The sequence below is a fragment of the Exiguobacterium sp. s95 genome (assembly GCF_018618655.1).
GTDB classification, from domain to species: domain Bacteria; phylum Bacillota; class Bacilli; order Exiguobacteriales; family Exiguobacteriaceae; genus Exiguobacterium_A; species Exiguobacterium_A oxidotolerans.
This window is the reverse complement of sequence record NZ_JACSMM010000003.1, coordinates 22,449-47,641: the sequence shown is the minus strand read 5'-3', so window position 1 is coordinate 47,641 and position 25,193 is coordinate 22,449. Positions and strand designations below refer to the sequence as shown.

Sequence of the window (25,193 nt, the reverse complement as noted above, 5' to 3'; positions counted from 1 at the left end):
CTTTTCCTCATATACAAGGGAAGAGGTTTTTTGCAGGCATGCCTTAAAGAAACGAACGTCAGGATTGGGAAAAATCCACATAGAAATGACCGATGATCCCCCCTGTTTCATCGGATCATCGGCCATTTGATTGCGGTAAAGCGGAACCTTCCATCCTCGACGCCTACTGGAAAAGAAATCCTACTCTTATTTACTCGTTAAATAACTTCAATCACTTGCTCTAAGGAAAATGCATAAATCAATTTTCGAGAGATAGAAATGTTCAAAATGGATTCAAGAGCTTCTTGATACAGGTTCAATTGTGTCGCGTAACGTTCATGAAGAATCTCAGCTGGCGTTTGGTCAGCGCTCGTCTCGAAGACTTGGTCCGATTTATAGTCGAGAAGAATATAATCCTCCCCGTCTTGAATTAAACAATCGACAATCCCTTGCATGACTGCTTGATCAACGGGACCATGCCAATCCGTACGAAAACGTGAGGCATCGATTTTGTACGTGAAAGGTAGTTCACGGTAGACGTCTCCCGTCCGTAAACGCTCCTCAAATAATCGTCCGATGCTTGAGGACAGGAATGTCTCGAGCTGATTTTGCGCATCACGCATCGTCAAAGCTTCTTGTTCTGAGATTCGTTCACCTGTCTCCCACTTCGTGATTTGTTCAGCGAGCGGCAGATCCGCTTCATAAAGTTGCATCGCTAAGTGTAAGACAGTCCCACGTTCTGCTCCCGTTAAGACCGGGCCTAAGAACTGTGGGGTCCGGTAATACGTCGCTTGACGTTCTGTCGCTTCAAACGCTGCCCGCTCCAGTTGTTCGGTCCGTTTGAGTTCAGTCACGGTTTGCTTCGCTGCCGTCTCGGTCGCAAGCTGGTGCGCATAGCGATAAGCAAAACTTTCTTCGATTCGCGCTTTGAAAGCGTCATTTTCAGGACGATCAATTTTTTCAAGTGAGCGGACATGTTCCAGTTGTTCAATCATCGTCGAAATTTCTTGGTATGGGGCAATTTCGTTCAGTTCCATGATCCGGAATGCCCATTGTTGCTCTCCTTCTTGTAACATAAAGTTTCGAAGTACAGCTGGTGCTACCCAGTCTGCATACGTTTTCGCATTACGACGGTCGATTTCCGGCAACAATAATTCGTCGTGTGGAGCAGCTTGCCATTTTACCAACTGTTCATCTAATCCCTTGATTGAACCGACTAATACCAGCTTTTCTTTTGCTCGGGTCATCGCGACATAAAGAACTCGCATTTCTTCCGCTTTCATTTCACGATCCATCTCACGGCGAATGACCTCTTTTAACAATGTACCTGACCGCAAGCGTTTGATTGGATCAATCGCGTCAAGCGCAATCCCATACGTTTTGTGTAATTGTATGGCTTGGATTTGATCTTGTTTATTAAATTGCTTTCCGAGCTGACTGACAATCGTGACAGGAAACTCGAGCCCTTTCGATTGATGAATCGTCATGATGCGAATGACATCTTCGTCTTCTCCTAGTGAACGAGCTTCGGAAAAGTCTTCGCCACGCTCAATCAAACGATTTATCAGTCGTAGGAAACGATACAACCCGCGATACCCTGCTCCTTCATATTGTTTTGCACGTTCGTATAACGCATTCAAATTCGCTTGACGACTTCGTCCTCCTGCGAGACACCCGACGTATTCGAAATACCCGGTTTGATCAAACAGTGAGCGAATGAGTGCAGCAAGTGACTTACCACGGGCTTCTGTCCGCCATTGGTTGACACGTTGTAACGCTTCATCGACTCGAATCCCGAGTGGTGTCGCTTCGCCTGCCACATGGACGGCAGCCTCATAAAAACTCGTATCCTTCGATTTTGCACGAATCCGTCCTAAATCGCGATCGGTCAGACCAAAAATCGGCGACCGGAGCAAACTCGCGAATGGAATGTCCTGTAACGGATTATCAATCGTTTTTAATAATGCCATCATGATTTGAATTTCCGTCGCTTGGAAGTAACCGCCTGTCGTGTCCGCGTATACCGGCAGCTCATATTGTTCAAACACTTCAACGAGCGCTTGAACGCGTTTCCCACGTGAACGAACGAGCACAACGATGTCACGGTATTCACATTTTCGAAAACGTTTTTGTTTAGCATCGAAGACGAGATAGGGATTGTCATCATTGACCATCTCGATGATTCGGGTTGCGATGGCACGGGCCTCTAATTCTTCCTTATTTTCATCTTGTTGATCGATTAAAATCAATTCCGGTTCGACTTGTTCTGATTCGAAGTAACCCAGATTCCCGAGCCGTAGATAGGCTGCGTCGTCATAATCGATTTCACCGACGGCGGCATCCATCACTTGTCTGAAAATATGATTCGTCCCATCAAGGACTTCAAGACGACTCCGGAAATTTTTCGTCAAATCGATTCGTGTTCCATAATCTGTTTGCCGGAATCGCTTGAACTTATCAAGAAAAAGTCCCGGCTCAGCATGACGGAATTTATAAATCGATTGTTTAACGTCACCGACCATAAATAAATTACCGGTTTGTTCGTCTGATTGGGAGACTAACGTCAAGATACGTTCTTGCACTTCGTTCGTATCTTGGTATTCATCGACGAGCACTTCGACGAAGCGTTCTTGAAGCAAGCGGGCGACATCGGTCGGTGCCCCGTCTTCTTCTAAAACGGCTAAAGCAAAATGTTCCAAATCGGAAAAATCGACAAGCCCCCGTTCTTGTTTGGCTTCGAGATAGGCTTCAGCAAACTTTCGGACGAGTGTCACGATCATCTCGACATGTCCAAGTTGCGACCGAAGATCTTCGAGGTAGTCGACACCCTCTTTTTGAACGAATAGTTCCTGACGCTTTTTCAACTCACTGACGAGACGCGTCCGTTCCGTTTGAAATGTTTTAATCGCCTCATCCCCACGCGGACTTTTCCAGCGTCCGAACTCGACAGCTTGGAACGTCAGTGCGACCGTCGTCCAACGATCAGTCGCCGGATTAATACGGCGTAACGGTTCAATGTCACGCATTAGGAGCTCCGCCATTTCTGTATAGCCGGACTGATGCAAACGATAGGAGAGCTCAAGGTAACGTTCTAAAAGCGGTGCGATTTTTTGCCATTCTAATTCAAGGAGTCGTGTCAGCAACGAAGATTCATCAGGATCAACCGGCTGGTCGTATTGTGCAAGCAGATGCTCGTAAAAACCGTCTGGATCTGGTAGCGAACGCGAAAACCGGTACAAGTTTGAAATCAGAGAGAGCATTGCCTGATCGTCCCGATCGGAAGTATAACTATCAATCAATTCATAAAATGCCGGATTGGCGGCAGCGTAAAATTCTTCAAAGACCTCTTCCAGTACATCATCTTGTAACAACAATAATTCGGATTCATCCGCAATTCGAAAAGCCGGATCCAGCCCGATTCGATAATAGTTTTCCCGTAAGATTGATAAACAGAAGGAATGGATTGTCGTAATTTGTGCCCGGTTCATCATCTGACGCTGCTTCTTCAAATAAACATCGTCTGGGGCTTCTTTGATTTTCGCTTCGATCGCCTCGATGACACGCGTTTTCATTTCTTTTGCGGCAGCGTTTGTAAACGTCGCGACTAAAATCCGATCTGCTGTCAGTGGATCTTCCTGATCGATGACGCGTTGCGTCAACCGTTCAACGAGTACGGCGGTCTTCCCTGAACCGGCTGCTGCCGAAACGAGAATGTGTCCTCCGCGCGCATCGATTGCTTGTTGTTGCTCATCCGTCCAATTGACGCTCATTCCTCTTCCTCCTTCAGTCGGTCCAATACTTCTTTTTCAGATAAAGGGTCCAGTTGACGATAACTGTTCCCGAGCGATTCGTCGAATTGACAGACCGAACGGTATTCGCAAAACGTACACGGTGTTCGCTCTTGATAGTCGAACGGATCGATGGCGATATCTCCCGCGTACATCTCGGCACTGCTTGTTTTCAATTCGTCCCAGGCATGATCCATCAACGCGTTCAGTTCCGCTTCTTTGACGACCCCTTTCGTATGTGATTTATGCAGTCCTGTCTTCGTAAACGTCACTTTGACGAGTGGCGATTTTTTCCGTTCATCAAACGCAATTTGATCCATCGCCCGTAACACATCATCATTTTCGACAATCACACCTTGCATCTGGTAGGATTCGAGCAATAAACGATTCCGTTCTTCTTCAGCCGCCGACAAATCACTTCGTAACATCGGATTTTTGACATGGAAGTACAGGGCGCCTGCTGGTTTCGCTTGTTGATTAAATAAGACTTCTGATTGTTCGACGACCGTTTTTAAATAGAGCAACATCTGAATCGCAAGACCATAATAAATTTCAGCAAAATCAAGCGCTCGGGCACTCGACTTGTAATCGACAATCCGGACGTACAATTGGTCACCAATCGTCGCTTGGTCGACTCGATCAATTCGACCAGTGAATTCGATTTCCGTTCCATCCGGCAGAGTAAACCGTAACGGCGGGAACATCGCGTTCCCAAAGCTGATTTCAAATAAATCAGGTTCGAAGTCAGACCGTTCTGCTTGTTTGACGAGCATCTTCGCCGTTTGTTCGACGACATCCGTTAATTTTTTCTGAATGTATCCGAACCGATTCGAACTCATCAAAATAGCATTTTGAATGTCTGGTGTCACTTTTTCCACGGCATTTTTCGCAAGTTCTGTGCACGATGCATCATCTAAATCACGCCATTTTCTGCCGGACTCCTTGATGTTGACGGACAAATCATTTAACGCGCCATGAAATAGATTTCCAATGTCGGGTGCCTCGAATTTATATAGTTTTCGTTCCTTCAAACGTAGCCCATACCGTGCAAAATGCTTATAGGAACACGCATTATACGTCTCAAATCTAGAGACACTCGCCTTGATGCTGTCACCGTAAAGGGAACGTGCTAAGTCGTCTGGAAGTTCATCTGCTCGGTTTTGATAAAATAACGCATCGACGAGTAACGCCATTCGTTCTCGTCCTTGACCATTCTCGAGCAATGCATTGTAGACATCAAACCATGACGATTGAATCGGATACCGGCGCTGTAAACGGCGTAACTCGATTGCCGTCGCAGCCGCCGCTCGGTCGGGATCAGTTACGAAATCGAATTGATCATTTGGTGCATGCTCTCCTGCTTCTGCGAAGTGTGTTTTGACAGGACGGTCTTGCAGTAACTGGTACTTGATTTGTTTCACGATGGAGGCTGGTTGTAATGCCTTCCCGTCCTCATCAACAAGAGCATAACTGATATACAACGATTCACTCGGTGCCGTCACTCCGTGGTACAGGTAGTATAATTCGTCATCAAAGACATCCAGTGACGCTTTACCGACCGGAACTCCATGATTGTGAAGGAAATCATGATCTCCTTCCGACAATAGTTTCGACTGGTCTTCGACGAACGGAATCATACCATCATTCGCGCCGAGTAAAAATGCGACTTTTACTCGTTGTAAACGCCCCCGGACATAATCCGTCGCGATGACCTGATCGAGCGATGGTGGGACGAGTGAGAAGCGCAGACTCTCAAGTCCGGTTTCGACCATTTGTACGAATAAGTCTGTCGACAGTTCCGTCTCAGGAGCTGCTGCTTCGAGTTGTTCAAGTAAATGTAAGACCGCTTCATATACTTGATCATGTTCCCGGGCATGACTGAGCTCATTGCGCTCGAGCGCCTCTTGTTTCCAACTGAACAGCCGATCTGTCAACTGGTGTTCTTCAAGGAACTGATAAAGCGAACGCGTATGTTCACTCATTGTTTTTGATTTCTTCAACCGGTCTTGTAACGGGGTAATCGCATCGACGACGAATTGACGCATCCGGTTTAACTCATCCTCTTCTTCGAGTTCCTCCGCCGTCAGACTGACTTCATCCGTTAAGCGTCGTTTCAATTGCCACGGCTTTTGCCACATCGTGCCTTTAATGCCACGTTCTAAGACAAACGTCTCCAATCGATCAAGCGCGAGCCGTTGATCATCTGCCGGGAGTGGCATCAATTCCGTTTTCAGCAGACGAAAGACTGCTTCTTCACGGTAACCGGCGACGACGAGCTCTAAAGCAGACTGAATCAATTCAACAATCGGATGATGAATCATCGTTTCCCGCTTATCAAGGAAATACGGAATATCATAGAGCTGAAACGCACGTTCTAAATGATCCGCATACGGTTCAAGATGTCGTACGATAAAAGCAATTTCATTGAACCGGTAACCATGCTGGCGCACGAGTTGGATTGCCTGGCGGACAGCGGCTTCCGTTTCGACTTGGCGATTGACGGCAGCTGTCACCGTGACCCCGTCCACTTCATGATCGACAGGAGGATAGGCAGGACTCATCAATGATTGTTCTAATGTTTGTAGTCCTTCCGACTTGAACTTAATCGTCCGTTCATAATGGACCTCTTCATGCTCGAGCTGTCGGTCTTGCATCTGTTCGAGCAATTGCATATAACAACGTTGGGAGACCCCAAACTCCGTCTGTTTCGCATAGGGATCGCTCACATCGATTGTAAAGCTGATATGCACTTCTTTTGCTAGTTCCATCAATTTAAGCAACACCTGTTGTTCCTGTAACGAAAACTCATAGAAACCATCAATAAAGAATTGTGTATTACCAAGACCTGCTGTCGGTAACAAGTCGAGTAACGTTGTATAGTAATCATCTGCATGAAGCGCTTTATCCACGATGCGTTCTGAGAACCGCTCATAAATCAGAGCTAAATCATTTAGTTTCGGCGAGCGTTCCGGAGAAAGTCCGCTAATTTGACGTAACATGTCTGGAGCGACGAGCGAACGTTTGAACGTAGCGATCAGTTCATCAAGCCCCTTGTAAAACCCGGGCATATTCTTTGTCCGTTTGAAAATCTTTAACTCATTTTCAACTTCTTCGACGACTTGACGTAATAACAACTGTGTCCCTGTCTCGTCTAAAAACGGAATCGCCTGATTGCCATGATCCCGCATGATATGAAAAGCAAAGCGCCGCAAACTCATGACTTCCATCCGTACTAATCCAGATAGGCGGGCATCCGTCGCAATTCGACGTTCCATCTCAAATGACATTTGATCGGGGACGATAAAATAAATCGGCTCTCCAAGTGGTCGCTCCTCGAGCTCATTGATTACAGTCTCTATTAATTTTGTGGTTTTTCCGGTTCCGGCACGACCGAGGTGCATATGATTCATGGTCATCAGTTCCTCCCTTAGCTCGTTTTTGTATACGTCATTATCTCATAAAACACGAACAAACGTCCGTTTTTGAAGCTATATTTTTCTACTTATTTTTGCTACACTGAAGCCAATTAAAATTAGTTAGACAGGAGGAATACCATGCTATATGATGACATCGGAAAACAACCGATGCTTGAACAGCTAGTCGCTCGCTTTTATCAACTTGTTTATGCCGACCCCATACTTCGTCCGATTTTTCCTGATGATCGTCAACGTGTCGAGCAGGCGCAAGTTATTTTTTTGACACACTTAACAGGTGGTCCACGCCAATATGAGTTAGATGATTCGCGGACGAATTTAGCGATGATTCACCGACTCTTACCAATTGAACAGCAACACGCCTTTCGCTGGATGGAGTTGATGGAAGTGGCCATCTATGAGACACTTTCCAATCGAGCTGTAGCTGAACGTTTGATGGAGCGCTTACGAATTGGTGCATTAAACGTCTTACGGATTTGTGAGGCTCATCAGGAACCGTGAGGGATTTTTCTTTCTCATCTGTCCATTTCCATGTAAAATGAAAGATGGAGGCGATAATTATGACTGAAGAACAAGATAAGAAACCTGATTTAGTGAAATCGGCACTCGAACAAGCAGAGGCGAAAACTGCAGAGGAACCGGTTGAAGAAGAAAAGTCTGACGAGCAAAAGAAACTCGAACATATTAAAGGACTCGTCACATTAGAGCGCGGTTCTGATTACTTCCGTGTCGTCTTTTATGATGACCACAAGCATTTGATTTTCAAGGAACTCGATTATGATCGTGTCGAATTCGTTGGTCGCTTCTATAATGATAGTTTTGACGCGACGAATTTGAAACAGCTCGAAGAAATTGCAGAGAAAGCACTCTCAACTTCGATTCGAAAACGTTTCCTTTAAGATAGGTTATGTATAGAGAAAGCCGCGTCCCTGGATTAAATGAGGGACGCGGCTTTTTTCTTATACGCTTGTTTATTCACTCTCGGGAGTGTTTCTTTTTTTGCGACGAAGTACATATGCGAGTACCCCTCCGGCAACGGCAAGCCCTGTCGCCGCTAAAACGGGAATCAATACTTTCTTCGAAGATAATTTTTGCTTCACTTGCTCTAAGCGAGATTCTGTTACTTCTTTTTGCGCAATCGATGTGCGGCGGTTAATCGTCATATGTTTTGATGCATCTGTGACGACTACTCGCTTTGTCACCCAACGTCGATTTCCTGCCTCGTCGACGATGAGTTGGCGTGTTCGCTTAATATCTTTAATTCGTTTGCCGGGCGTGTTTTCTGGACGGACGATCCGTGAACTAATAAAACGGCGTCCTCCATTAACACCGAAGCCCGGCTGTAATTTTCTACGGTTTAACCATTCATATGATTCATTCATCGTGTAGCGACCAGATCGGCCGCTTCACCTCCCCTTCAATGCGCATTCAGTTTCTACTCAAGTTCATTTCGCTCTCATTGGTAACGTTTCCTGTTAGAGTGTTCCACTTTTCTGCACTTTTTAAACGTGTTCATGTCCCGTCCCCTGGAAGCGTCGTTGCATTTCGTAAGCTAATTCTAGGGTTTTAATCCGCTGTCGTTCAATACTATAGGCAGATGCGGCCGTATCAATCCGCTGTCCTGTTTGAAACTCGACTTGCACCTTTCCGCCACTCTTCTTAACGGTCTTCATTTGTTTAAAGTTAATCCAGATGCACTCCGCCTTTTCTTTAGCTGTCGTCGGAAAGAAGATGGTTTGTGCTTGCCAATCAATTAAAACCGGCGTTTTTCGGTTTGGTCCTAAGATATGTCGTGCTGCTTCAATTCTTCCTCGCATCGAAGAACCAAAATACAAACATGATTCTTCAATCAGTTTGATCGGATGTCCTTCGAGCACAAGTTCCGACCGTTCTTTAATAAGTAGTGTTTGCGGTTCCCCGTATTGACCGTACTGAGGAATAAGAGCTAACGTTTCTTCCGTGATGTTATGTGGCATCCTACTATCTCCCTTCTTCTATTACTTTGTTTATATCAAAGAACCCACCTGTACGCCCTCGACTGTTCGATATTTCCCAATATAAAAAACGAGATATCGCTATCTCGTTTTTAAAGTTCTTTCGTTGATTGGTCCATCTCTGGCTTAAAATGACGTGGGAATTTGAAAATCACACAAACTTTATCTTTTCCATTTCCCACTGCTTGGTTCTCGATTGAAACTTCCCCGTCATGACGCTCAACGATACGTTTTACGATATAAAGACCTAGACCAAATTTACCTTCTTTACCACGTGAAAATTGATGAAAAAGTGGTGATGATGAATCGAGTGGTGGACCGTCGTTTTCAATCTCGATTTGAGCTATCTCTTCGGTCCCGGATAAACGAATATCAATCGATGTCTCAGCATATCGCATCGCATTATCAATTACATTTTCAAGTGCAACCCGTAATTGTTCTCCTTCGCCAAGTACAAGACCGGCTTCCCCTGTAATCGTCCACGAAAGCGGCTTTGTACTTGAAAAACGACTTTGTAGTAAATGAACCATTCGGTCTAAATCAATCGTATCCCATGTAGAACGATCTAATTCAAAGTAATCCAATTTCGTCACATAAAGCAAGGCAGCGACTTTCTTTTCTAACCGCTCGGCCTCTTCCTCAATTACCGAGACCGAACCCGTCAAATCACCATCCGGATAAATCCCGTCAGAAATGGACTGTGCATAACTGCGAATGACCATGATTGGTGTCTTCAGGTCATGTGAAATATTTTGTAGCAATGCTTTTTGTGCTTTATCCTGCTTTTCTAAATCGACGCGCATGGCATTGACCGATCGTGCCAAACGACCAATTTCATCTCCGCGATCAAGAGGAAGTGGCGTATTCCACTGTTGCGCTGCAATCTTTCCGACTGCACCTTCAATTTCAATCAATGGTTGCGTCAAGCGACGTGCTAGCCAAAAAGCGATGAACAATGTCAAGATACTCACAATTACGACGACCCAGCCAATTTTTGAAAACAATTGCGTAATCAGTTCTTGACGATAGGCATCCCAGACATAAGAGACACGATAATACGTCTCCCCTTCCGATTCTATCTTGAGAATGCTGTAATAGACGTCTTCTTTATCAAGTTGCGTCGTATATTTTTCCGTTTCTGCTTTTTGATTGATCGCATCACGATACATCTGATCAATCAATTGTTGCGGGGCTCCCCCATAATAGAGTTTCCCATTTTTCGAAAGCAACAAAATATTAACGGAACGCGACTCCTGTTTTCGACGATCAAATTCAATTGGATTGTCCTGCAACATGTCGATGACAGAAGCATCTTTTGAAAAGAAGACTTCACTGTTTTCTAACGTCGAATAGACCTGTTCATCAATAAAGTTTCCAATCGATGACCGCATGACGACAAGGATAACGATCGAGAGCGTTGCGATGACGAGTAGAAACATCGCCCAAATCTGAAATCCCAAACTCCGATTCTTCATGCAGACACCAACCGGTAGCCAATCCCATAAATCGTCTCTAGTTCAAGTTTGGATAATTTTTTCCGGACTCGTCGAACTAAATCATCGACGACACGATCGGAACCAAAGTAATCATCACCCCAGACACTGACAAGAATCTGTTCACGGGACATTGGCGTCCCGATTTGTGTCGCAAATAAAATCAACAAATCATACTCTTTTGAGGTCAAATCAATTTCTTGACCATTTTCTTCGATGACTCGTTTTTCAGGATAGATTGTATAATCGCCATACTGAATCACTCCTGTTTTTGGTGTCGCATAGGCGCGCGCTAAGATTTTTTTGACACGAATGACAAGTTCTCTTGGCAAAAACGGTTTCGCGATGTAATCATCCGAGCCCATTTCTAAGCCGATGATTTTGTCGATATCTTCGTCTCGGGCAGAGATGAAAATAACAGGTGTCGTCTCATCATGTGCCTTGATTCGTTTAATCAACTGAAATCCGTCCATATCCGGTAACATAATATCGAGCACCCATAAATCAGGCTTTTCAATAATCGCTGAAGCTGCCGCTTCCCCAGAGGTGAACGATTTCACTTGCCATCCTTCTTGTTCTAAATATTTTACGAGCACGCGGTTCAGATTCACTTCATCATCCACTAAATAAATCGTATGCATCACTGTCACTCCTGACTAAGTCCTTTTTTTGTAGTGTATCAAAGGAATTCCGCACAATTATGTGAGAACACTCCAAATGTGAAAAAAACGCCCTCTTTTATCCAAAAAGAGGCGCGTTTAGTCAGTAACACTATTTATTTTACGAGGCGCAACGATGGATAGGTTGCACGTTCTACGTTCGTTTTAACATCTGTCGCAATATGACGACGTTCCGTCTTTACAATATGTGCTAAGAAGGTTGCTCCTCCACCGAGTAAGACCGTGACACCTGTCATTAAAATGATTTCCATTGTTTTCGCCGCCCTTTTCTATCGCAATTGATAATCAGTATCATCTTCAATACGACTATAACACGATGAAACGAAAATGAGAAGCGTTCTCAAGCAGTTTGTTACGAAGAAAATTTATCTTGTTCCTCTTCCCGTCGCTTTTGAATAATTTCACGCCATTTAAAATCACCTTGTTCAAGCCCATTAATTAAAATCTCAGCCGTCCCGACATTTGTCGCTAACGGCAAGTCATAGACATCACATAAGCGAATCAAGGCCGATACATCCGGTTCATGAGGCTGTGCCGTCAACGGATCACGTAAAAAGATCACGATGTCAATTTCCCCTCGAGCAACCATCGCGCCAATTTCTTGATCGCCACCAAGTGGTCCAGATTTACAGCGGTGTACGTCGAGCGCCGTCGCTTCGACGATCCGCTTCCCTGTCGTCCCCGTGGCGTACAATTGATTCTTTGCTAAATAGTCCTGGTAGGCCCGGGCAAACATGATCATCTCATCTTTTTTCTCGTCATGTGCAATCAATGCAATGTTCATTTTATCGTCCTCCTCTCTAGAGTATATGCACTCAAACGCGCCTTCAAAAACCTCTCATTTTCATGAATAGACTAAAAAACCGACGATGTTCACGCTTGAACGTCGTCGGTTAAGAAGGATGTCATGAATTGGATGGTTGTTTTTTCAACACGGTCCGTAAAATTTTTCCGGTCGTATTGCGTGGCAATTGATCAATGAATTCGAGACGTGTCGGACACTTGTATTTCGCGAGTGAAATCGCACAAAAATCGAGAAGGTCTGCTTCTGTGACGCTATCTTTTAACACGATAAATGCCTTGACGGCTTCTCCCATCTCTTCATCTGGTACACCGATTACGGCAGCTTCGACGACCCCTGGATGTTTATAGAGCACTTCTTCGACTTCACGTGGATAGACATTGTAACCACCAACGATAATCATATCTTTTTTCCGATCGACGATATAAAAATAACCGTCCTCGTCTCTTCTCGCGAGATCTCCCGTATATAACCAACCGTCGCGTAGCGTCGCTTGTGTCTCTTCCGGCATCTTATAATAGCCCGTCATGACATTCGGTCCACGGACAATTAACTCTCCGACTTGACCATCCGGTAATTCTTGTCCGAGTTCGTCCACAATTTTATTTTCGACATCGATGATGGACGGACCGATCGACCCCGGCTTTTGGATTCCATTTAACGGATTGAAGCACGTGACGGGTGAGGCTTCTGATAGGCCGTATCCTTCTAGTATGTGACAGTTGAACGTCTTTTCAAATGATTCAAGTAAAGGAACCGGTAAGCTCGCTCCACCGGAAACGAATAATCGGCTCGACGCAAAGTAATCTGCAAAATGCGGGTGGGCTTGAACCGTCTGAAGAAGGAAATTATACATTGTCGGTACGCCGGCAAAAATCGTAACTTGCTCTTTTTTCGCCAGTTCAAACGTTTCTTGCGGTGAAAAACGTGGTGCAATGATGATTGATGCTCCGTGTGCAAGTGAAGCGTTAACGACGACCGTCAAGCAAAAGACATGGAACATCGGTAACACAGCGAGCGTCCGGTCGCGCTCTGACACATTTAAGTATTCACCAATCGATTGTGCATTTGATGTTAAGTTACGGTGTGAGAGCATGGCGCCTTTCGGTTTCCCTGTTGTTCCGCTCGTATACAAAATGACTGCCGTATCATCGAGTTCATTCATCACGTCTTTGACCGGATGTTCGATGGAAAGCCAGTCTTCTAACGTCGTAAATTCAACATTCCCGATTTTTTCGCTTGGGCCAATTACCCCGTTAAACGGCACCGATACGACAACGGATAAGTTCGGTAAATGAACTAACCGTGCTTTTGCTGCTTCGACGAGCGGAGCGATCCCAAGAATTCCTTTAACGTCCCCATTCATCAAAATGTACCCGATTTCATCCGGTGTATATGTTGGGTTGATTGGAATCGCAATCGCCCCTTGCTTCATGATGGCATAATACCCAACTAAAAACGCTGGACTGTTCCCAAGTATCAATGCAACATGATCTCCTTTGCGAATCCCGTTCGCTTCTAATGCCCCTGCTGCCCGGTGGAACTTCTCGACAAACTCATGATAACTGACTTTCGTGTCTTCGAAGACGTAGGCGACTGCATCCGGACTTCTCCGGGCGGTCTCCTCTACAGAATGAATCAATCCCATCATCATTAACTTCCCCCTTCAAATGAACAACCATTCATTTTTTACGCAAAAAAAATCCATACATAACGCTTGCGTTAGTATGGATAGTATATCATTTTATGGAAACGTTTTCACGTTCTTTATCATTATCCGTTGACGATGACGCCACCATTGAGATGAAGCACTTGTCCTGTCATATAGCTCGAATCGTTACATGCTAAGAACACGTACGCGGATGCCATTTCTGCCGGTTGGCCCGGTCGATCCATCGGTGTATTTTTACCAAACGTTTTTACCGATTCATCGGGGAACGTCTCTGTGATCAACGGTGTCCAAATCGGACCTGGTGCGACAGCATTGACACGAACCCCTTGTTTTGCGAGATTCATGGATAAACTTCGCGTGAAGCTGACGATCGCCCCTTTTGTTGAAGAATAATCAATCAGAAGGGCATTGCCTTCATATGCTGTTGATGATGTTGTATTGATGATGGCAGATCCTTGCTTGAGGTGTGGTAAAGCAGCACGTGCAAGACGCATCATTCCAAAAATATTTGTTTTGAATGTCTTCTCCAGCGACTTGTCTTCAATATCGAGAAGCGAGTCTTCTGGTTTTTGCATACTCGCATTATTGACGACAATATCGAGGCGGCCAAATTTGTCGATTGTTTTTTGAACGAGTTCTTCACAATAAGCTGCGTCTCCAATGTCTCCTTTAGACAGGAGCACTTCCCCACCAAGCTCTTCGACACGCGCTTTCGTTTCTTCCGCGCCCTCTTGGTCGCCATAGAAGGCGATGACGATTTTCGCACCTTCAAGCGTATAGGCAAGCGATACGGCACGTCCGATTCCGGAATTACCACCAGTGATGATTGCGACCTTGCCTTTTAATTTCCCGGCCGCACGATAATCGTCACGTTCATAGTAAGGGAGCGGTTGATTATCCTCTGTTTTTGGTAACCCTTCTGAGACCTGTTCAAAATTGATGAAATCCTCTAACGTACCTTTTAAAAAGTTATCTTTATTGTAGCCCATAAAAAAAGCTCCCCCTATGCAAGTTGATAGAGAGAGTTTTCCCAAAAAAGCTTATGCTAAAACGTCGAGTACTTCGTCTAGTTCGACAGCACCAAAATATTTTTTTAATTCATACTGACTTAATACTTCCCGCAATGACGCACGGTCGTATCGTTTTCCTTCTAATGCTTGAGCAATTTCCGAGGCATCCGCGACACCAAAGAAATCTCCATAGATTTTCGCTTCTTGAATGATGCCCTTCGTAACATTAAGCCGGAAATCAATCGTTCCGATCGGGAAACGTTTTTTATGGATGACATCAAACTTCGGAGACTTGCCGAAGTTCCAGTCCCAGTTGCCATACCGTTCTGCTGAAATCGCATTAACCTTTTCCCAATCTGCTTCCGTCAACGTATAACGCTCGATTTCTTTTCCTTCATAAATCGAAGCGAGCAGATGATCAACGAATTGATCCATCGTCAACGGTTCAGTTAAGAATTCAGAAATATTGGCGACACGACTACGAACTGATTTGATTCCTTTTGATCGCATTTTTTCTTCGCTGACGACTAACGCATTGACGACTTCTTCAATATTCGAATCAAGCATCAATGTCCCGTGGCTAAACATCCGCCCACGGGTCGTAAACTGAGCATTCCCACTAATCTTACGCGTTCCGACATGAATATCGTTTCGCCCAGATAGCTCAGCTTCCACGCCCAGTTTGTGAAGGGCTTGCACGACAGGCTCCGTGAACTTTTTGTAGTTATTAAACGAATCACCGTCATCTTTCGTCAAGAAACTGAAGTTCAAGTTTCCCTCATCGTGATAAACCGCTCCACCACCAGATAGACGACGCACAACGTGAATGCCATGATCCTCGACGTACTTCAAGTTGACTTCTTCATTCGTGTTTTGATTTTTTCCGACGATGATGGAAGGACCATTGATATAAAATAAAAAATAGTCTTCTTCATTGACGTTCAAGTTATTCAAGATGAATTCTTCGACAGCAAGGTTAATCCGCGCATCTCGAATTTCAGGGTGAAAGATAAGTTTCATGTAGGGTACGTTCTCCTTTTGTTAGCCTGGATTTTAGTTACAACCATCGACTCCGCAAGCATCACCATCTGCTACGACTTCAATCTTTTGTTCCGCTTGAATCCGGTCCATCACTTGGCTAAACGCTTCAACGGGTTGCGCCCCTGAAATCGCATATTTACGATCAAATACGAAGAAGGGAACTCCTGTCACACCAAGTTCGCGTGCCATATCTTCTTCTTCCCGGACTTCAGTTGTTGAAGTATCTGATGCAAGGAATGCCTCAACCTCTTCTGAGTCGAGTCCGACTTCCTGCGCAACGCGCGTCAAGATTGACGGATCGTTCAAGTTCTCCCCTTTCATGAAGTAAGACTGAAAGAGTGCTTCCGATATCTCATCCATTTTACCATGTTTTTTCGCGAGTTGAGTCAAGCGATGAGCTTCAAATGTATTGGCAGGAACGACACGATCCATTTCGTACATTAATCCGTCAGCTTTCGCTGACTCAACGATGCCTTGTGACATATTACGTGCTTCCTCGACTGTCGTACCGTATTTCGAAGCAAGAATTTCATATAATCCTTTCGTCGGTTCAGCCGGTGCATTCGGATCGAGTTCAAAACTTTTAAATTCGACCTCGACATTTTTCATTCCATTCGCTTCAATTGCTTTTTCTAGACGTTTTTTCCCGATATAACAAAACGGACACGCGTAATCTGACCATACTTCTACTTTCATTTCATTCCAACTCCCTTTGATTTTTCAGTATGGACTAAGCATAATCCTCAGCGACACCTCTTGCAATTAATCTGATTTCAAGTCATGGAAAAATGCCCCCGACGTATTGTAGGGAGCATTACAACGTGTAGATAAAGTGATCTCGAGAAATAAAAGCGGTTTTTTTCGTTGCTTTCCTCGGGTGAGGCGTAAGCCATTGCGCCTTGATCCTAATGGACAACGAGCAGGGTCTTGCCTGCCTCTGAAAGTGCGTTAAACACGCACTTTCACCCGTAGGAGTCAACGACACGTGACGCTTTTTAGGTGATACCGTGAGGGAAAGGCATGCATACGGTTTAGAGCACAATCCGTCTTGAATCGCTTTAGACCGCGAAAAGCAATCGGTCGCGCTCCTGCAACTTTGCTGTAGCGGCGCGATCGATTGCCACTTGGAAAACGAGGCGGGACAGGGAATCGCGAGTTGATAGCATCTCGATATCGCATGTTCACGCTTCATAAGCATTTGTCTACAACCTCAAATGCCCCCGACGTGTCGTCGGGGGCATTACACACTTATTTCATTCAGTTAGCGGCAGAAGCTGTTTCAGTAACGAGTGCGTGTGACGCATCGTTAATTTCAATTTCTAATTCTTCTGTATACTGTTTCGTTTGTTCTTCCGTCCAGTTCAAGTGTTGTTTCATCTCTTCGATGACTGCGTCTTTATACTGACGTGCCCAAGCGATATTGAAGAAGACAGCGCCAGTCCGACGAATAAAGAAATCGATTGGACGTGCGACCATTTCTTGCTCAATTCCATAATGGAGCTGTGCATAGACATCACGCGGAAGTTTTGTTTCTGCTTGATCGTAAGCTGCAGCATACGTCAATACTTCAGAGATGTTTGATCCGTAACGTTGCGCAAGGAACAAGACTTCTTCTGAAGTGAGTCCGTTTGCTGGTGCTTGCGATTTCAAGAACCGTTCGAAACCTTTTGCTCCGTCGACATGTCCACCTGAGATTGGCATATTTTTTGTTGAACAACGCGCATAGGCACGGTTCGTTTCTTCTTTTAATAGTTTCGCGACCAGGTTGACAACATGCTCTGCCATTTTGCGGTATCCTGTCAATTTACCACCTGCGATTGTGATGAGTCCTGACTCTGACTGCCATACTTCATCTTTCCGTGAAATTTCAGAAGGATCTTTCCCTTCTTCATAAATCAATGGACGAACACCAGCCCAGCTTGACTCGACGTCTTCCGCCGTGACTTTGACTTCTGGGAACATGTAGCGAATCGCGTCTAAGACATAATCTTGATCTTCGACAGTGAATTTCGGATGCGCTGTATCTTTATCGAAGAACGTATCGGTTGTTCCGACATATGCTTTACCGTCACGTGGAATCGCGAAAATCATCCGACCGTCTGGTGTATCAAAATAGACTGCTTGTTTGAGTGGGAATTTAGATTGGTCGATGACAACGTGAACCCCTTTTGTCAAACGAAGTTGTTTCCCGACTTTTGAACCATCTTTCTCACGTAACTCATCGACCCATGGTCCTGTCGCATTCACAACTTTTTTAGCACGGATTTCATGAACATCTCCTGTTAAGAGATCTGTCACACGCATACCGACGACTTTACCTGCTTCGTAGATGATTTCTTCAGCTTTCGTATAGTTGACGACACGTGCTCCGTGACTGACGGCTTCTTTCATGACTTCAATCGTCAATCGTGCATCATCTGTCCGGTACTCGACGTAATAGCCGCCACCTTTTAATCCGTCTTGTTTGACTAACGGTTCTTTTGCGAGTGTTTCTTTTGCAGATAACATCGAACGCCATTCTGAACGTTTGACACCCGCTAGGAAATCGTAGACACGGAGTCCGATTGACGTACTGAACGGTCCGAATGTACCACCTTTATGCATCGGTAGTAACATCCACTCCGGTGTCGTAACATGTGGTCCGTTCTCATAGACGATTGCTCGTTCTTTCCCGACTTCAGCGACCATTTGAATTTCAAATTGTTTCAGGTAACGTAAACCACCATGGACGAGTTTCGTTGAACGACTTGACGTCCCGGCTGCAAAGTCTTGCATTTCAACGAGACCGATTTTCATGCCGCGTGACGCAGCATCGAGTGCGATTCCTGCGCCTGTAATTCCGCCACCGACGACGAGTATGTCAAGTTCTTCACGTGTCAATCGATTGTAGACGTCTGTACGGTTTTTGCTTGAAAAAGATTGGTTAGCCATGAATAGTTCCTCCTGTTAGGTTCGAAAAAGAAAAAAAGAGACCACAACGAACAAGCTGACTATGCCAACTGCTGTTGTGGTCTCTCCATATTCTCCGACCGGTTTATTAACTTATACCCAATATAACATATGTCACATCATTTAAACAACATCGTTGCCTGGACAGCTTTTTTCCATCCGTCATATAATGCATCGCTTTCTGTTCCATCCATCTCTGGTTCGAAACGACGATCCATTTTCCAATGTGCCGCGATTTGCTCTTTGTCCTTAAAGAATCCGACTGCGAGTCCTGCAAGATATGCAGCACCAAGTGCCGTCGTCTCATTGATTTCCGGACGTTCGACTGGTGCATTGATGATATCGCCTTGGAACTGCATTAAGAAATCATTTTTAACAGCACCACCATCAACACGAAGTGCTGACATTTCAATTCCTGAATCTTGCTCCATCGCCGTCAAGACGTCGCGTGTCTGATACGCAAGCGACTCGAGTGTCGCACGAATGAAGTGTTCCTTTTCTGTTCCACGCGTCAGGCCGAAGACTGCTCCACGGACGTCGCTATCCCAGTAAGGTGTCCCGAGTCCGACGAATGCCGGAACGACATAGACGCCGTCTGAAGAAGTGACACGTTTTGCGTAAGCTTCCGTTTCCTTCGCATCATTAATGAGACGTAAGCCGTCGCGCAACCATTGAATTGCTGATCCGGCAACGAAGATGCTTCCTTCGAGTGCATATTCGACTTTTCCGTCGACACCCCAAGCGATCGTCGTCAATAAGCCGTGATCCGAAACGACTGGTTTTTCTCCTGTGTTCAACAACATGAAGCATCCTGTACCATATGTGTTTTTCGCCATTCCTTTTTCAAAACAAGCTTGACCAAATAATGCCGCTTGCTGATCGCCTGCTGCTCCAGCGATCGGAACCGACTCACCGAAGAAATGATAACCTGCTGTATTCGCATAAATTTCAGACGACGGACGGACTTCAGGAAGCATGGCTTTAGGCACATCAAGAATCTCAAGTAATTCGTCATCCCACTTCAGTTCATGAATGTTGTACATCAATGTCCGACTGGCATTTGAATAGTCTGTCACGTGCGCTTTTCCACCTGACAACTTCCAAATCAACCACGTATCAATCGTTCCGAATAAGAGTTCTCCTCGTTCTGCACGTTCTCGTGACCCCTCGACGTGATCGAGGATCCACTTGACTTTTGTACCTGAGAAGTAAGCGTCAATTAAAAGACCAGTTTTTGAACGGAACAATTCACCATGACCCGCTTCACGTAACTCTTCACAGATTTCAGCTGTCTGTCTGGATTGCCAAACAACTGCGTTGTGAATTGGCTTACCCGTTTCTTTTTCCCAAACGACTGCTGTTTCACGTTGGTTCGTAATCCCGATTCCAGCGATTTGATTCGCTTTTACGTTCGCTTCTGTTAAACATGTTGCGACAACTGCAAGGACTGTACCCCAGATTTCATTCGCATTATGCTCGACCCAACCCGGTTTTGGAAAATACTGCGTGAATTCACGTTGGGCGGAATGAACGATTTCCCCTGCTTGGTTAAACAGAATCGCTCGTGTACTCGTTGTTCCTTGGTCTAATGATAAAATGTAGTTCTCCATCTCTTCCCCATCCTTTGTATCTAGTAAGTTAAGCTGACTTTGACGCTACTGACGTTTCTTTATTCGGACGAATACCGAATTTATAGCATAAACCTAAAATGACAATTGTCACAAGTCCGACGATAATGAAGGCCGGTGTATCCTTGCCTGAGAAAACAGACCGATAAAATAATCCACCTAAGCTTCCGCCTAATACGGGACCGAGTACTGGAATCCAAGCGTAACCCCAATTCGATGATCCTTTTCCTGCAATCGGTAAAATGAAGTGTGCGATCCGCGGTCCTAAATCACGTGCCGGATTCATTGCATAGCCTGTCGTTCCCCCGAATGACATACCGAGACTAACAATCAAAAAGCCGACGATGAGTGGATTCAAACCATCTGAGAACGTATTAGCACCAATCGATAAGATTCCGACGACGAGCAGGAACGTAGCAATCAATTCACTGACTACGTTTGCGAATGTATGTGGAATAGCGGGTGACGTTGCGAAAACACCCAATTTTGTTGCCGGGTCTTTTGTTTCTGCCCAGTGCGGTAAGTAATGAAGATAAACGATACTGGCACCGACGATTCCACCTAAGACCTGCGCGATCATGTATCCTGGTACATCTGCCCAAGCAAATGAACCGTCAAAGGCTAATCCGAGTGTGACGGCAGGGTTCAAGTGGGCTCCACTGAACTGACCGACGGCATAGACGGACAACGCTACCGCAAATCCCCAAGCAAACGTAATGACAATCCATCCAGCGTCTTTAGCATACGACTTTGATAGCGAAACCCCTGCCCCGACTCCGTTACCTAACGCAACAAGTAAGGCTGTCCCTAAAAATTCTGCTAGTACTGCTGACATGTTCTATTCCCCCTTTTATCAAAATAGCAACAAAAAAAAGAGATTCACACTTCCTCCCTCTTGAGAATTACTCAAAGGGAATAAAAGCGTGAATCTCCGATTTCTCCGTCACTGTGTATTAACTTAATGTCACTATAACAATCGATGAAAACGCTGTCAAACACTTTTTGTGCGTTTTATCATAGCGCTTTCATCGTTCAGGTTCAAAATGTCGCCACAACTCTTTATTGGACGTCGTAATACTCGACGCACCCGCTGCGATCGCTTGTTCTACTTCCTCGACCGTATCAATCAACCCACCCGCAAAAACGAGTCGTCCCGTTTTTCGTTTAACTTCTTCAATGTATTTTGGCATCAATCCGGGTAACACTTCGATATAATCAGGCTGAGTCCGCTCCATCAATTGATAACTTTTTTCGAGTGAACTGGAATCGAGCAAGAACATCCGTTGCATCGTTTTAACTTTCTTTTGACGCGCCTTTAAGATGACGCTCGCTTTCGTCGAAATGACACCATATGGCTTTAATTCCTGACAGACGTACTCCGTCGCGTATTCATCATTTTTTAGTCCTTGAACTAAATCCATATGCAAAAACATTTTTTTATCATATCGATTGGCTAATTCATAAACCGACTTCAAACGCGAGACGTGCATCTCGAGTAACACTCCGTATTCATACGGACTTTTCAGCATTTTTTCAAAGTCCTCAAGTTTCCTGACGGACGGTAAAATTTTCTGACCAAAATAAGTCATCGTCACTCCCCATTTCTTTGAATTGTTTTCAGTATGTCGTGTCCAGTAAAGGTTTCGCAATGGGGTTTCCTGAATTTCCATGAAAAGAGTCAACACTTTTAGGGTATACCTTAACGTAAAACTGTCTGAAAAGGAGGTGAGAAGCGTAGCATCACTTGCTACGTTCCACCATGAGTCAACAAAAACGAATTACGATTTACTTATTTTCTATCATCATCAACGCCTTAGGGAACAGCTTTATGGTCACCGCCGCAATCGGGAGTGCTCCTTGGACTTCCGCCAGCGAAGCTTTAGCGAGAATTTCACCTTTAACGGTCGGGTTAGCAATCGTTTGTCTGCATATCTTCGCGCTCGCCAGCGCTCTCGCTTTAGGAAGTCGTTTTAGTTGGTGGACAATTATTTTAAGTTTTTCGCTCGTCGTTTTATTTGGTGTTGCGATTGACTTTTTCTTAGCTATTCATCAGTTACTCTATGTGCCATCGAACCTTGTAACCCGTTCGGTTTATATGATAATCGGGATGCCGATGATTTCATTAGGTCTCGCCCTTTATCTACAAATCGGTTTCGTCTTAATGCCGCCTGATTACTTGATGAAATCGTTAATCAGTCGTTTTAACAGTACGACAATCGGTGCGACGATCAGCTTAGCAATCCCTTTCCTCATCGCAAGTGTTCTTTCCATCGTCGAACACGAATTGATTGGAATTGGTGTCGGAACCTTTGTGTTCTTGTTATTGAATGGTCCATTAATCGAGTTTTTCCAGCGGATTTTCCCGATTTCCAATCGAGTGAAGTAATTAAAAAAATCCCGCCCTCACGAATCATATGAGGACGAGATTTTTTTACGTATATGATTTCTTTTGGAAGATTAAAATTGATCCACCGAGCAATACTAAGATATGCGCAAGTACAAAGAGCACGGAGAACGTCAATGTCGTGTCCATTTGATTAGCCATCTCTGCCATTAGTGAACCATCGAAGTACATCGACCAATCGAGGTGCATGAAGACGATCCATTTCGCGATTTCTGGTTTAAAGGCAAGCAAGACGTTCCCGGCAATCGAAGTAAAGAACTGAGCAAGTACAGTAAAACCGATGATCATTCCGACGGAGCGGAAAACGAGCGAAAAGAATAACGTCATGAAAATCGTAAAGATTGGACCTACCAGTTGTAACCAGGTATCCCGCATGACGAGTGGGTCTCCAGCTTCAGAGAACGTAAATGACAATGCGTATGAAAGCAGGACGATAAACAGGAACTGACCGAGCATGATGAGAACGGAAAACGCTAATTTCGAGAAATAAATCGTCATCCGAGAATATGGACTCATCAATAAATGTTTCATCGTATCATACCGGACTTCATTACCAATCGCTTCAGCTGTGAAGACGATTGTGATGATACCAAGCAGTGCAATTAAAACCATCGACGTGATTGAATAAAATTCACTTCGCGTAAAATCGATATCATTTGTCTTTGCGATTATGATGATTCCAATCGTAACGAGTACATACAAGGCCAATACGATTTTCGATTTTTTCATCGTCCACCATTTCATCCATTCATTTTGTATGAGTGAAAGCATGTGAATCCCCCTCTTTTTTCGTGACTTGCAAGAATTGTTCTTCTAACGTCATCCGTTTAATGGTTAACTCGTGTAAATCAGCAATCGGAACGACTAGGCGAGCAATCGCCGGGCATGACGTTTCAGGAGCCGTAACGACGATTCGATCATTCCACAGATCCGCTTGATAGTTTGCTGCTTTAAGTGCTTCAAGTACGTCTTCCGTTTCTTCCGTCGCAACACGTAATAAAATTTTCGATCCCGTCTCATTGCGGACGGATTCGACAGATTTGATGACACCTTGATCGATGATGGCATACCGGTCGCTAATCTGCTCCATTTCACCCAACATATGACTCGATATTAAAATCGCAATCTGTTGATCCCGAGCCATCGCCCGTAAATACTCACGCAGTTCTGCGATTCCGGCTGGGTCAAGCCCGTTCGTCGGTTCATCGAGAATGAGAACACGCGGATTATGTAATAAAGCGCGGGCAATTCCTAAACGTTGTTTCATCCCAAGAGAATACTCGCCGACTTTTTTCGACAGCTTCCCTTCCAGCCCAACGAGACGGGAAAGTGCCTCGTAGTCGACTTCACCTAAACCTGGAATTAAGTTTTTCGCATGAACGAGGTTTTGCTTCCCTGTCATATACGGATAAAATGCCGGATTTTCGACAATCGCTCCAATTTGCGTCAATGCTTTCGAACGCTCCTCGACGACATCATGTCCATTCACGGTCACTTTACCTTCGTCCTGCTCTAACAACCCTGTAATGATTCGAATTGTCGTCGTTTTCCCTGCACCGTTCGGACCTAAAAATCCAAAGACTTCTCCGGGTGCAACTTCAAAGCTGACATCTTTTAGGATTTGCTCTTTTCCGAGCCGCTTCGAGATATGTTCAATCTTCAACATTTTTTTCGCCTCCTCATTTTTTTACTCTACCTTTACATTGTACGGGAAATAAAAGAAAAAGTTCCTTTTCTTACAATTATGTAATCAAAACCCACTTGCTCTTTGTATAATAAAAGCATTGAATGTTACGAAATTGATGAAAGAGAGGTTCGACATGGACGTTACGTTTATTGAAATCACCCCGGACCACTTTAAAGATGTTCAAACCATTTTTAATCACAACCTGGCATATGCTCAGCTAGAAAATCGTCAACTTCCTTTAACTCGTCAAGCATTCACAGAAGAGTTCCTTAACCCCGAAACCGTCAGTCTTCTATGTCGAAGTGATGCGGGATTTTTTGCAATTATCGACTATTTGCCTGAACATCCAAGGGACGGATCAACTTGGATTGGTCTCTTTTTGATTGATGGCCGCTATCATCACCAGGGAGTCGGTACAATCCTTTATCATACTTTTCATGAACGCTATTTAAAGAACAAAGACGTCATTCGTTTAGCTGTTCTTCCAAAAAATCAAATCGGACAATCTTTTTGGCGGAAACTAAGTTATATTTTCGAACAGAAAAGTATTTCTAATACGAACCAGGAGGTCGAAGTTTTCGTCAAATTTCAAGACCTGTCGAGGAACTATGATAAAATAAAGTAGAATACGT

22 protein-coding genes are annotated in these 25,193 nt (G+C 44.7%); 4 read left to right on the top strand and 18 right to left on the bottom strand.

The features are described 5' to 3' along the window. Positions 1 to 197: 197 nt before the first annotated feature. Together addA and addB are read right to left on the bottom strand one after the other, a co-directional pair. Positions 198 to 3,749 (bottom strand): helicase-exonuclease AddAB subunit AddA, encoded by a 3,552-nt coding sequence (gene addA / locus KNP99_RS07500; RefSeq protein WP_214810692.1) that lies wholly within the window; start codon positions 3,747 to 3,749, stop codon positions 198 to 200. Continuing rightward, positions 3,746 to 7,183, bottom strand: a complete 3,438-nt coding sequence (gene addB / locus KNP99_RS07495) for a helicase-exonuclease AddAB subunit AddB (RefSeq protein ID WP_251132491.1) — start codon at positions 7,181 to 7,183, stop codon at positions 3,746 to 3,748. The genes addA and addB overlap by 4 nt, the downstream gene beginning before the upstream one ends. Positions 7,184 to 7,321: 138 nt before the next feature. On the opposite strand from addB, the gene KNP99_RS07490 reads away from it, so the two are divergent. Together KNP99_RS07490 and KNP99_RS07485 are read left to right on the top strand one after the other, a co-directional pair. Next, the gene (locus KNP99_RS07490) at positions 7,322 to 7,702 is read left to right on the top strand and encodes a truncated hemoglobin (RefSeq protein WP_088836484.1); all 381 of its coding nucleotides are present in this window, start codon (positions 7,322 to 7,324) and stop codon (positions 7,700 to 7,702) included. Positions 7,703 to 7,761: 59 nt separating this feature from the next. Beyond that, complete coding sequence (locus KNP99_RS07485; RefSeq protein WP_029332850.1) at positions 7,762 to 8,100, top strand: hypothetical protein; 339 nt, start codon at positions 7,762 to 7,764, stop codon at positions 8,098 to 8,100. Between the two features lie 72 nt (positions 8,101 to 8,172). On the opposite strand, the gene KNP99_RS07480 is transcribed toward KNP99_RS07485, so the two are convergent. The 14 genes from KNP99_RS07480 to KNP99_RS07415 all read right to left on the bottom strand — a co-directional run bounded on the left by KNP99_RS07480 (position 8,173) and on the right by KNP99_RS07415 (position 22,059). After that, the gene (locus KNP99_RS07480; RefSeq protein ID WP_029332849.1) at positions 8,173 to 8,583 is read right to left on the bottom strand and encodes a hypothetical protein; all 411 of its coding nucleotides are present in this window, start codon (positions 8,581 to 8,583) and stop codon (positions 8,173 to 8,175) included. Between the two features lie 120 nt (positions 8,584 to 8,703). Next, on the bottom strand, positions 8,704 to 9,177 hold the full coding sequence (locus KNP99_RS07475; RefSeq protein WP_034801199.1) for a competence protein ComK: 474 nt from the start codon (positions 9,175 to 9,177) through the stop codon (positions 8,704 to 8,706). Positions 9,178 to 9,287: 110 nt separating this feature from the next. Then, positions 9,288 to 10,655, bottom strand: a complete 1,368-nt coding sequence (locus tag KNP99_RS07470) for a HAMP domain-containing sensor histidine kinase (RefSeq protein WP_239456836.1) — start codon at positions 10,653 to 10,655, stop codon at positions 9,288 to 9,290. 11 nt (positions 10,656 to 10,666) lie between these two features. Then, entirely contained in the window at positions 10,667 to 11,332 is a 666-nt protein-coding gene (locus KNP99_RS07465) for a response regulator transcription factor (protein WP_088836482.1), read from the bottom strand. A 131-nt stretch (positions 11,333 to 11,463) separates the two neighbouring features. After that, positions 11,464 to 11,619, bottom strand: a complete 156-nt coding sequence (locus KNP99_RS07460) for a hypothetical protein (protein WP_167331094.1) — start codon at positions 11,617 to 11,619, stop codon at positions 11,464 to 11,466. A gap of 101 nt (positions 11,620 to 11,720) precedes the next feature. Beyond that, positions 11,721 to 12,152, bottom strand: coding sequence for a methylglyoxal synthase (locus KNP99_RS07455; RefSeq protein WP_088836481.1), 432 nt, complete (start codon positions 12,150 to 12,152; stop codon positions 11,721 to 11,723). Positions 12,153 to 12,273: 121 nt separating this feature from the next. Further along, the gene (locus KNP99_RS07450) at positions 12,274 to 13,818 is read right to left on the bottom strand and encodes a fatty acid--CoA ligase family protein (protein WP_214765571.1); all 1,545 of its coding nucleotides are present in this window, start codon (positions 13,816 to 13,818) and stop codon (positions 12,274 to 12,276) included. 125 nt (positions 13,819 to 13,943) lie between these two features. After that, positions 13,944 to 14,831, bottom strand: a complete 888-nt coding sequence (locus tag KNP99_RS07445; RefSeq protein WP_215193145.1) for an SDR family oxidoreductase — start codon at positions 14,829 to 14,831, stop codon at positions 13,944 to 13,946. Positions 14,832 to 14,882: 51 nt separating this feature from the next. Further along, positions 14,883 to 15,872, bottom strand: a complete 990-nt coding sequence (gene lplA / locus KNP99_RS07440; RefSeq protein WP_029332843.1) for a lipoate--protein ligase — start codon at positions 15,870 to 15,872, stop codon at positions 14,883 to 14,885. 33 nt (positions 15,873 to 15,905) lie between these two features. Next, positions 15,906 to 16,589, bottom strand: a complete 684-nt coding sequence (locus tag KNP99_RS07435) for a DsbA family oxidoreductase (protein ID WP_088836479.1) — start codon at positions 16,587 to 16,589, stop codon at positions 15,906 to 15,908. A 561-nt stretch (positions 16,590 to 17,150) separates the two neighbouring features. Then, entirely contained in the window at positions 17,151 to 18,824 is a 1,674-nt protein-coding gene (locus KNP99_RS07430; RefSeq protein WP_088836478.1) for a glycerol-3-phosphate dehydrogenase/oxidase, read from the bottom strand. 137 nt (positions 18,825 to 18,961) lie between these two features. Beyond that, complete coding sequence (glpK, locus tag KNP99_RS07425; protein WP_214765506.1) at positions 18,962 to 20,452, bottom strand: glycerol kinase GlpK; 1,491 nt, start codon at positions 20,450 to 20,452, stop codon at positions 18,962 to 18,964. 28 nt (positions 20,453 to 20,480) lie between these two features. Continuing rightward, a complete protein-coding gene (locus KNP99_RS07420; RefSeq protein WP_214802676.1) occupies positions 20,481 to 21,305 on the bottom strand; it encodes an MIP/aquaporin family protein in 825 nt (274 codons plus the stop codon). 190 nt (positions 21,306 to 21,495) lie between these two features. Continuing rightward, complete coding sequence (locus tag KNP99_RS07415; RefSeq protein WP_088836476.1) at positions 21,496 to 22,059, bottom strand: glycerol-3-phosphate responsive antiterminator; 564 nt, start codon at positions 22,057 to 22,059, stop codon at positions 21,496 to 21,498. Between the two features lie 155 nt (positions 22,060 to 22,214). Here KNP99_RS07415 and KNP99_RS07410 point away from each other — a divergent pair, with 155 nt between their 5' ends. Continuing rightward, a complete protein-coding gene (locus tag KNP99_RS07410; protein WP_239456834.1) occupies positions 22,215 to 22,856 on the top strand; it encodes a YczE/YyaS/YitT family protein in 642 nt (213 codons plus the stop codon). Positions 22,857 to 22,901: 45 nt separating this feature from the next. On the opposite strand, the gene KNP99_RS07405 is transcribed toward KNP99_RS07410, so the two are convergent. Next, a complete protein-coding gene (locus KNP99_RS07405; protein WP_088836474.1) occupies positions 22,902 to 23,645 on the bottom strand; it encodes an ABC transporter permease in 744 nt (247 codons plus the stop codon). Further along, entirely contained in the window at positions 23,623 to 24,540 is a 918-nt protein-coding gene (locus KNP99_RS07400) for an ABC transporter ATP-binding protein (protein ID WP_214765516.1), read from the bottom strand. The genes KNP99_RS07405 and KNP99_RS07400 overlap by 23 nt, the downstream gene beginning before the upstream one ends. Positions 24,541 to 24,694: 154 nt before the next feature. On the opposite strand from KNP99_RS07400, the gene KNP99_RS07395 reads away from it, so the two are divergent. After that, entirely contained in the window at positions 24,695 to 25,186 is a 492-nt protein-coding gene (locus KNP99_RS07395) for a GNAT family N-acetyltransferase (RefSeq protein WP_088836472.1), read from the top strand. The last annotated feature ends 7 nt before the right edge of the window (positions 25,187 to 25,193 follow it).

Bases quoted from the DNA above. Each gene is read 5' to 3' on its own strand.
- KNP99_RS07485 (WP_029332850.1), top strand. From the start codon at position 7,762: ATGACTGAAGAACAAGATAAGAAACCTGATTTAGTGAAATCGGCACTC.
- addA (WP_214810692.1), bottom strand. From the start codon at position 3,749: ATGAGCGTCAATTGGACGGATGAGCAACAACAAGCAATCGATGCGCGC.
- KNP99_RS07420 (WP_214802676.1), bottom strand. From the start codon at position 21,305: ATGTCAGCAGTACTAGCAGAATTTTTAGGGACAGCCTTACTTGTTGCG.
- KNP99_RS07430 (WP_088836478.1), bottom strand. From the start codon at position 18,824: ATGGCTAACCAATCTTTTTCAAGCAAAAACCGTACAGACGTCTACAAT.
- KNP99_RS07435 (WP_088836479.1), bottom strand. From the start codon at position 16,589: ATGAAAGTAGAAGTATGGTCAGATTACGCGTGTCCGTTTTGTTATATC.
- KNP99_RS07450 (WP_214765571.1), bottom strand. From the start codon at position 13,818: ATGGGATTGATTCATTCTGTAGAGGAGACCGCCCGGAGAAGTCCGGAT.
- KNP99_RS07455 (WP_088836481.1), bottom strand. From the start codon at position 12,152: ATGAACATTGCATTGATTGCACATGACGAGAAAAAAGATGAGATGATC.
- KNP99_RS07475 (WP_034801199.1), bottom strand. From the start codon at position 9,177: ATGCCACATAACATCACGGAAGAAACGTTAGCTCTTATTCCTCAGTAC.
- KNP99_RS07400 (WP_214765516.1), bottom strand. From the start codon at position 24,540: ATGTTGAAGATTGAACATATCTCGAAGCGGCTCGGAAAAGAGCAAATC.
- addB (WP_251132491.1), bottom strand. From the start codon at position 7,183: ATGACCATGAATCATATGCACCTCGGTCGTGCCGGAACCGGAAAAACC.
- KNP99_RS07445 (WP_215193145.1), bottom strand. From the start codon at position 14,831: ATGGGCTACAATAAAGATAACTTTTTAAAAGGTACGTTAGAGGATTTC.
- KNP99_RS07415 (WP_088836476.1), bottom strand. From the start codon at position 22,059: ATGACTTATTTTGGTCAGAAAATTTTACCGTCCGTCAGGAAACTTGAG.
- KNP99_RS07395 (WP_088836472.1), top strand. From the start codon at position 24,695: ATGGACGTTACGTTTATTGAAATCACCCCGGACCACTTTAAAGATGTT.
- KNP99_RS07405 (WP_088836474.1), bottom strand. From the start codon at position 23,645: ATGCTTTCACTCATACAAAATGAATGGATGAAATGGTGGACGATGAAA.
- KNP99_RS07460 (WP_167331094.1), bottom strand. From the start codon at position 11,619: ATGGAAATCATTTTAATGACAGGTGTCACGGTCTTACTCGGTGGAGGA.
- lplA (WP_029332843.1), bottom strand. From the start codon at position 15,872: ATGAAACTTATCTTTCACCCTGAAATTCGAGATGCGCGGATTAACCTT.
- KNP99_RS07490 (WP_088836484.1), top strand. From the start codon at position 7,322: ATGCTATATGATGACATCGGAAAACAACCGATGCTTGAACAGCTAGTC.
- glpK (WP_214765506.1), bottom strand. From the start codon at position 20,452: ATGGAGAACTACATTTTATCATTAGACCAAGGAACAACGAGTACACGA.
- KNP99_RS07480 (WP_029332849.1), bottom strand. From the start codon at position 8,583: ATGAATGAATCATATGAATGGTTAAACCGTAGAAAATTACAGCCGGGC.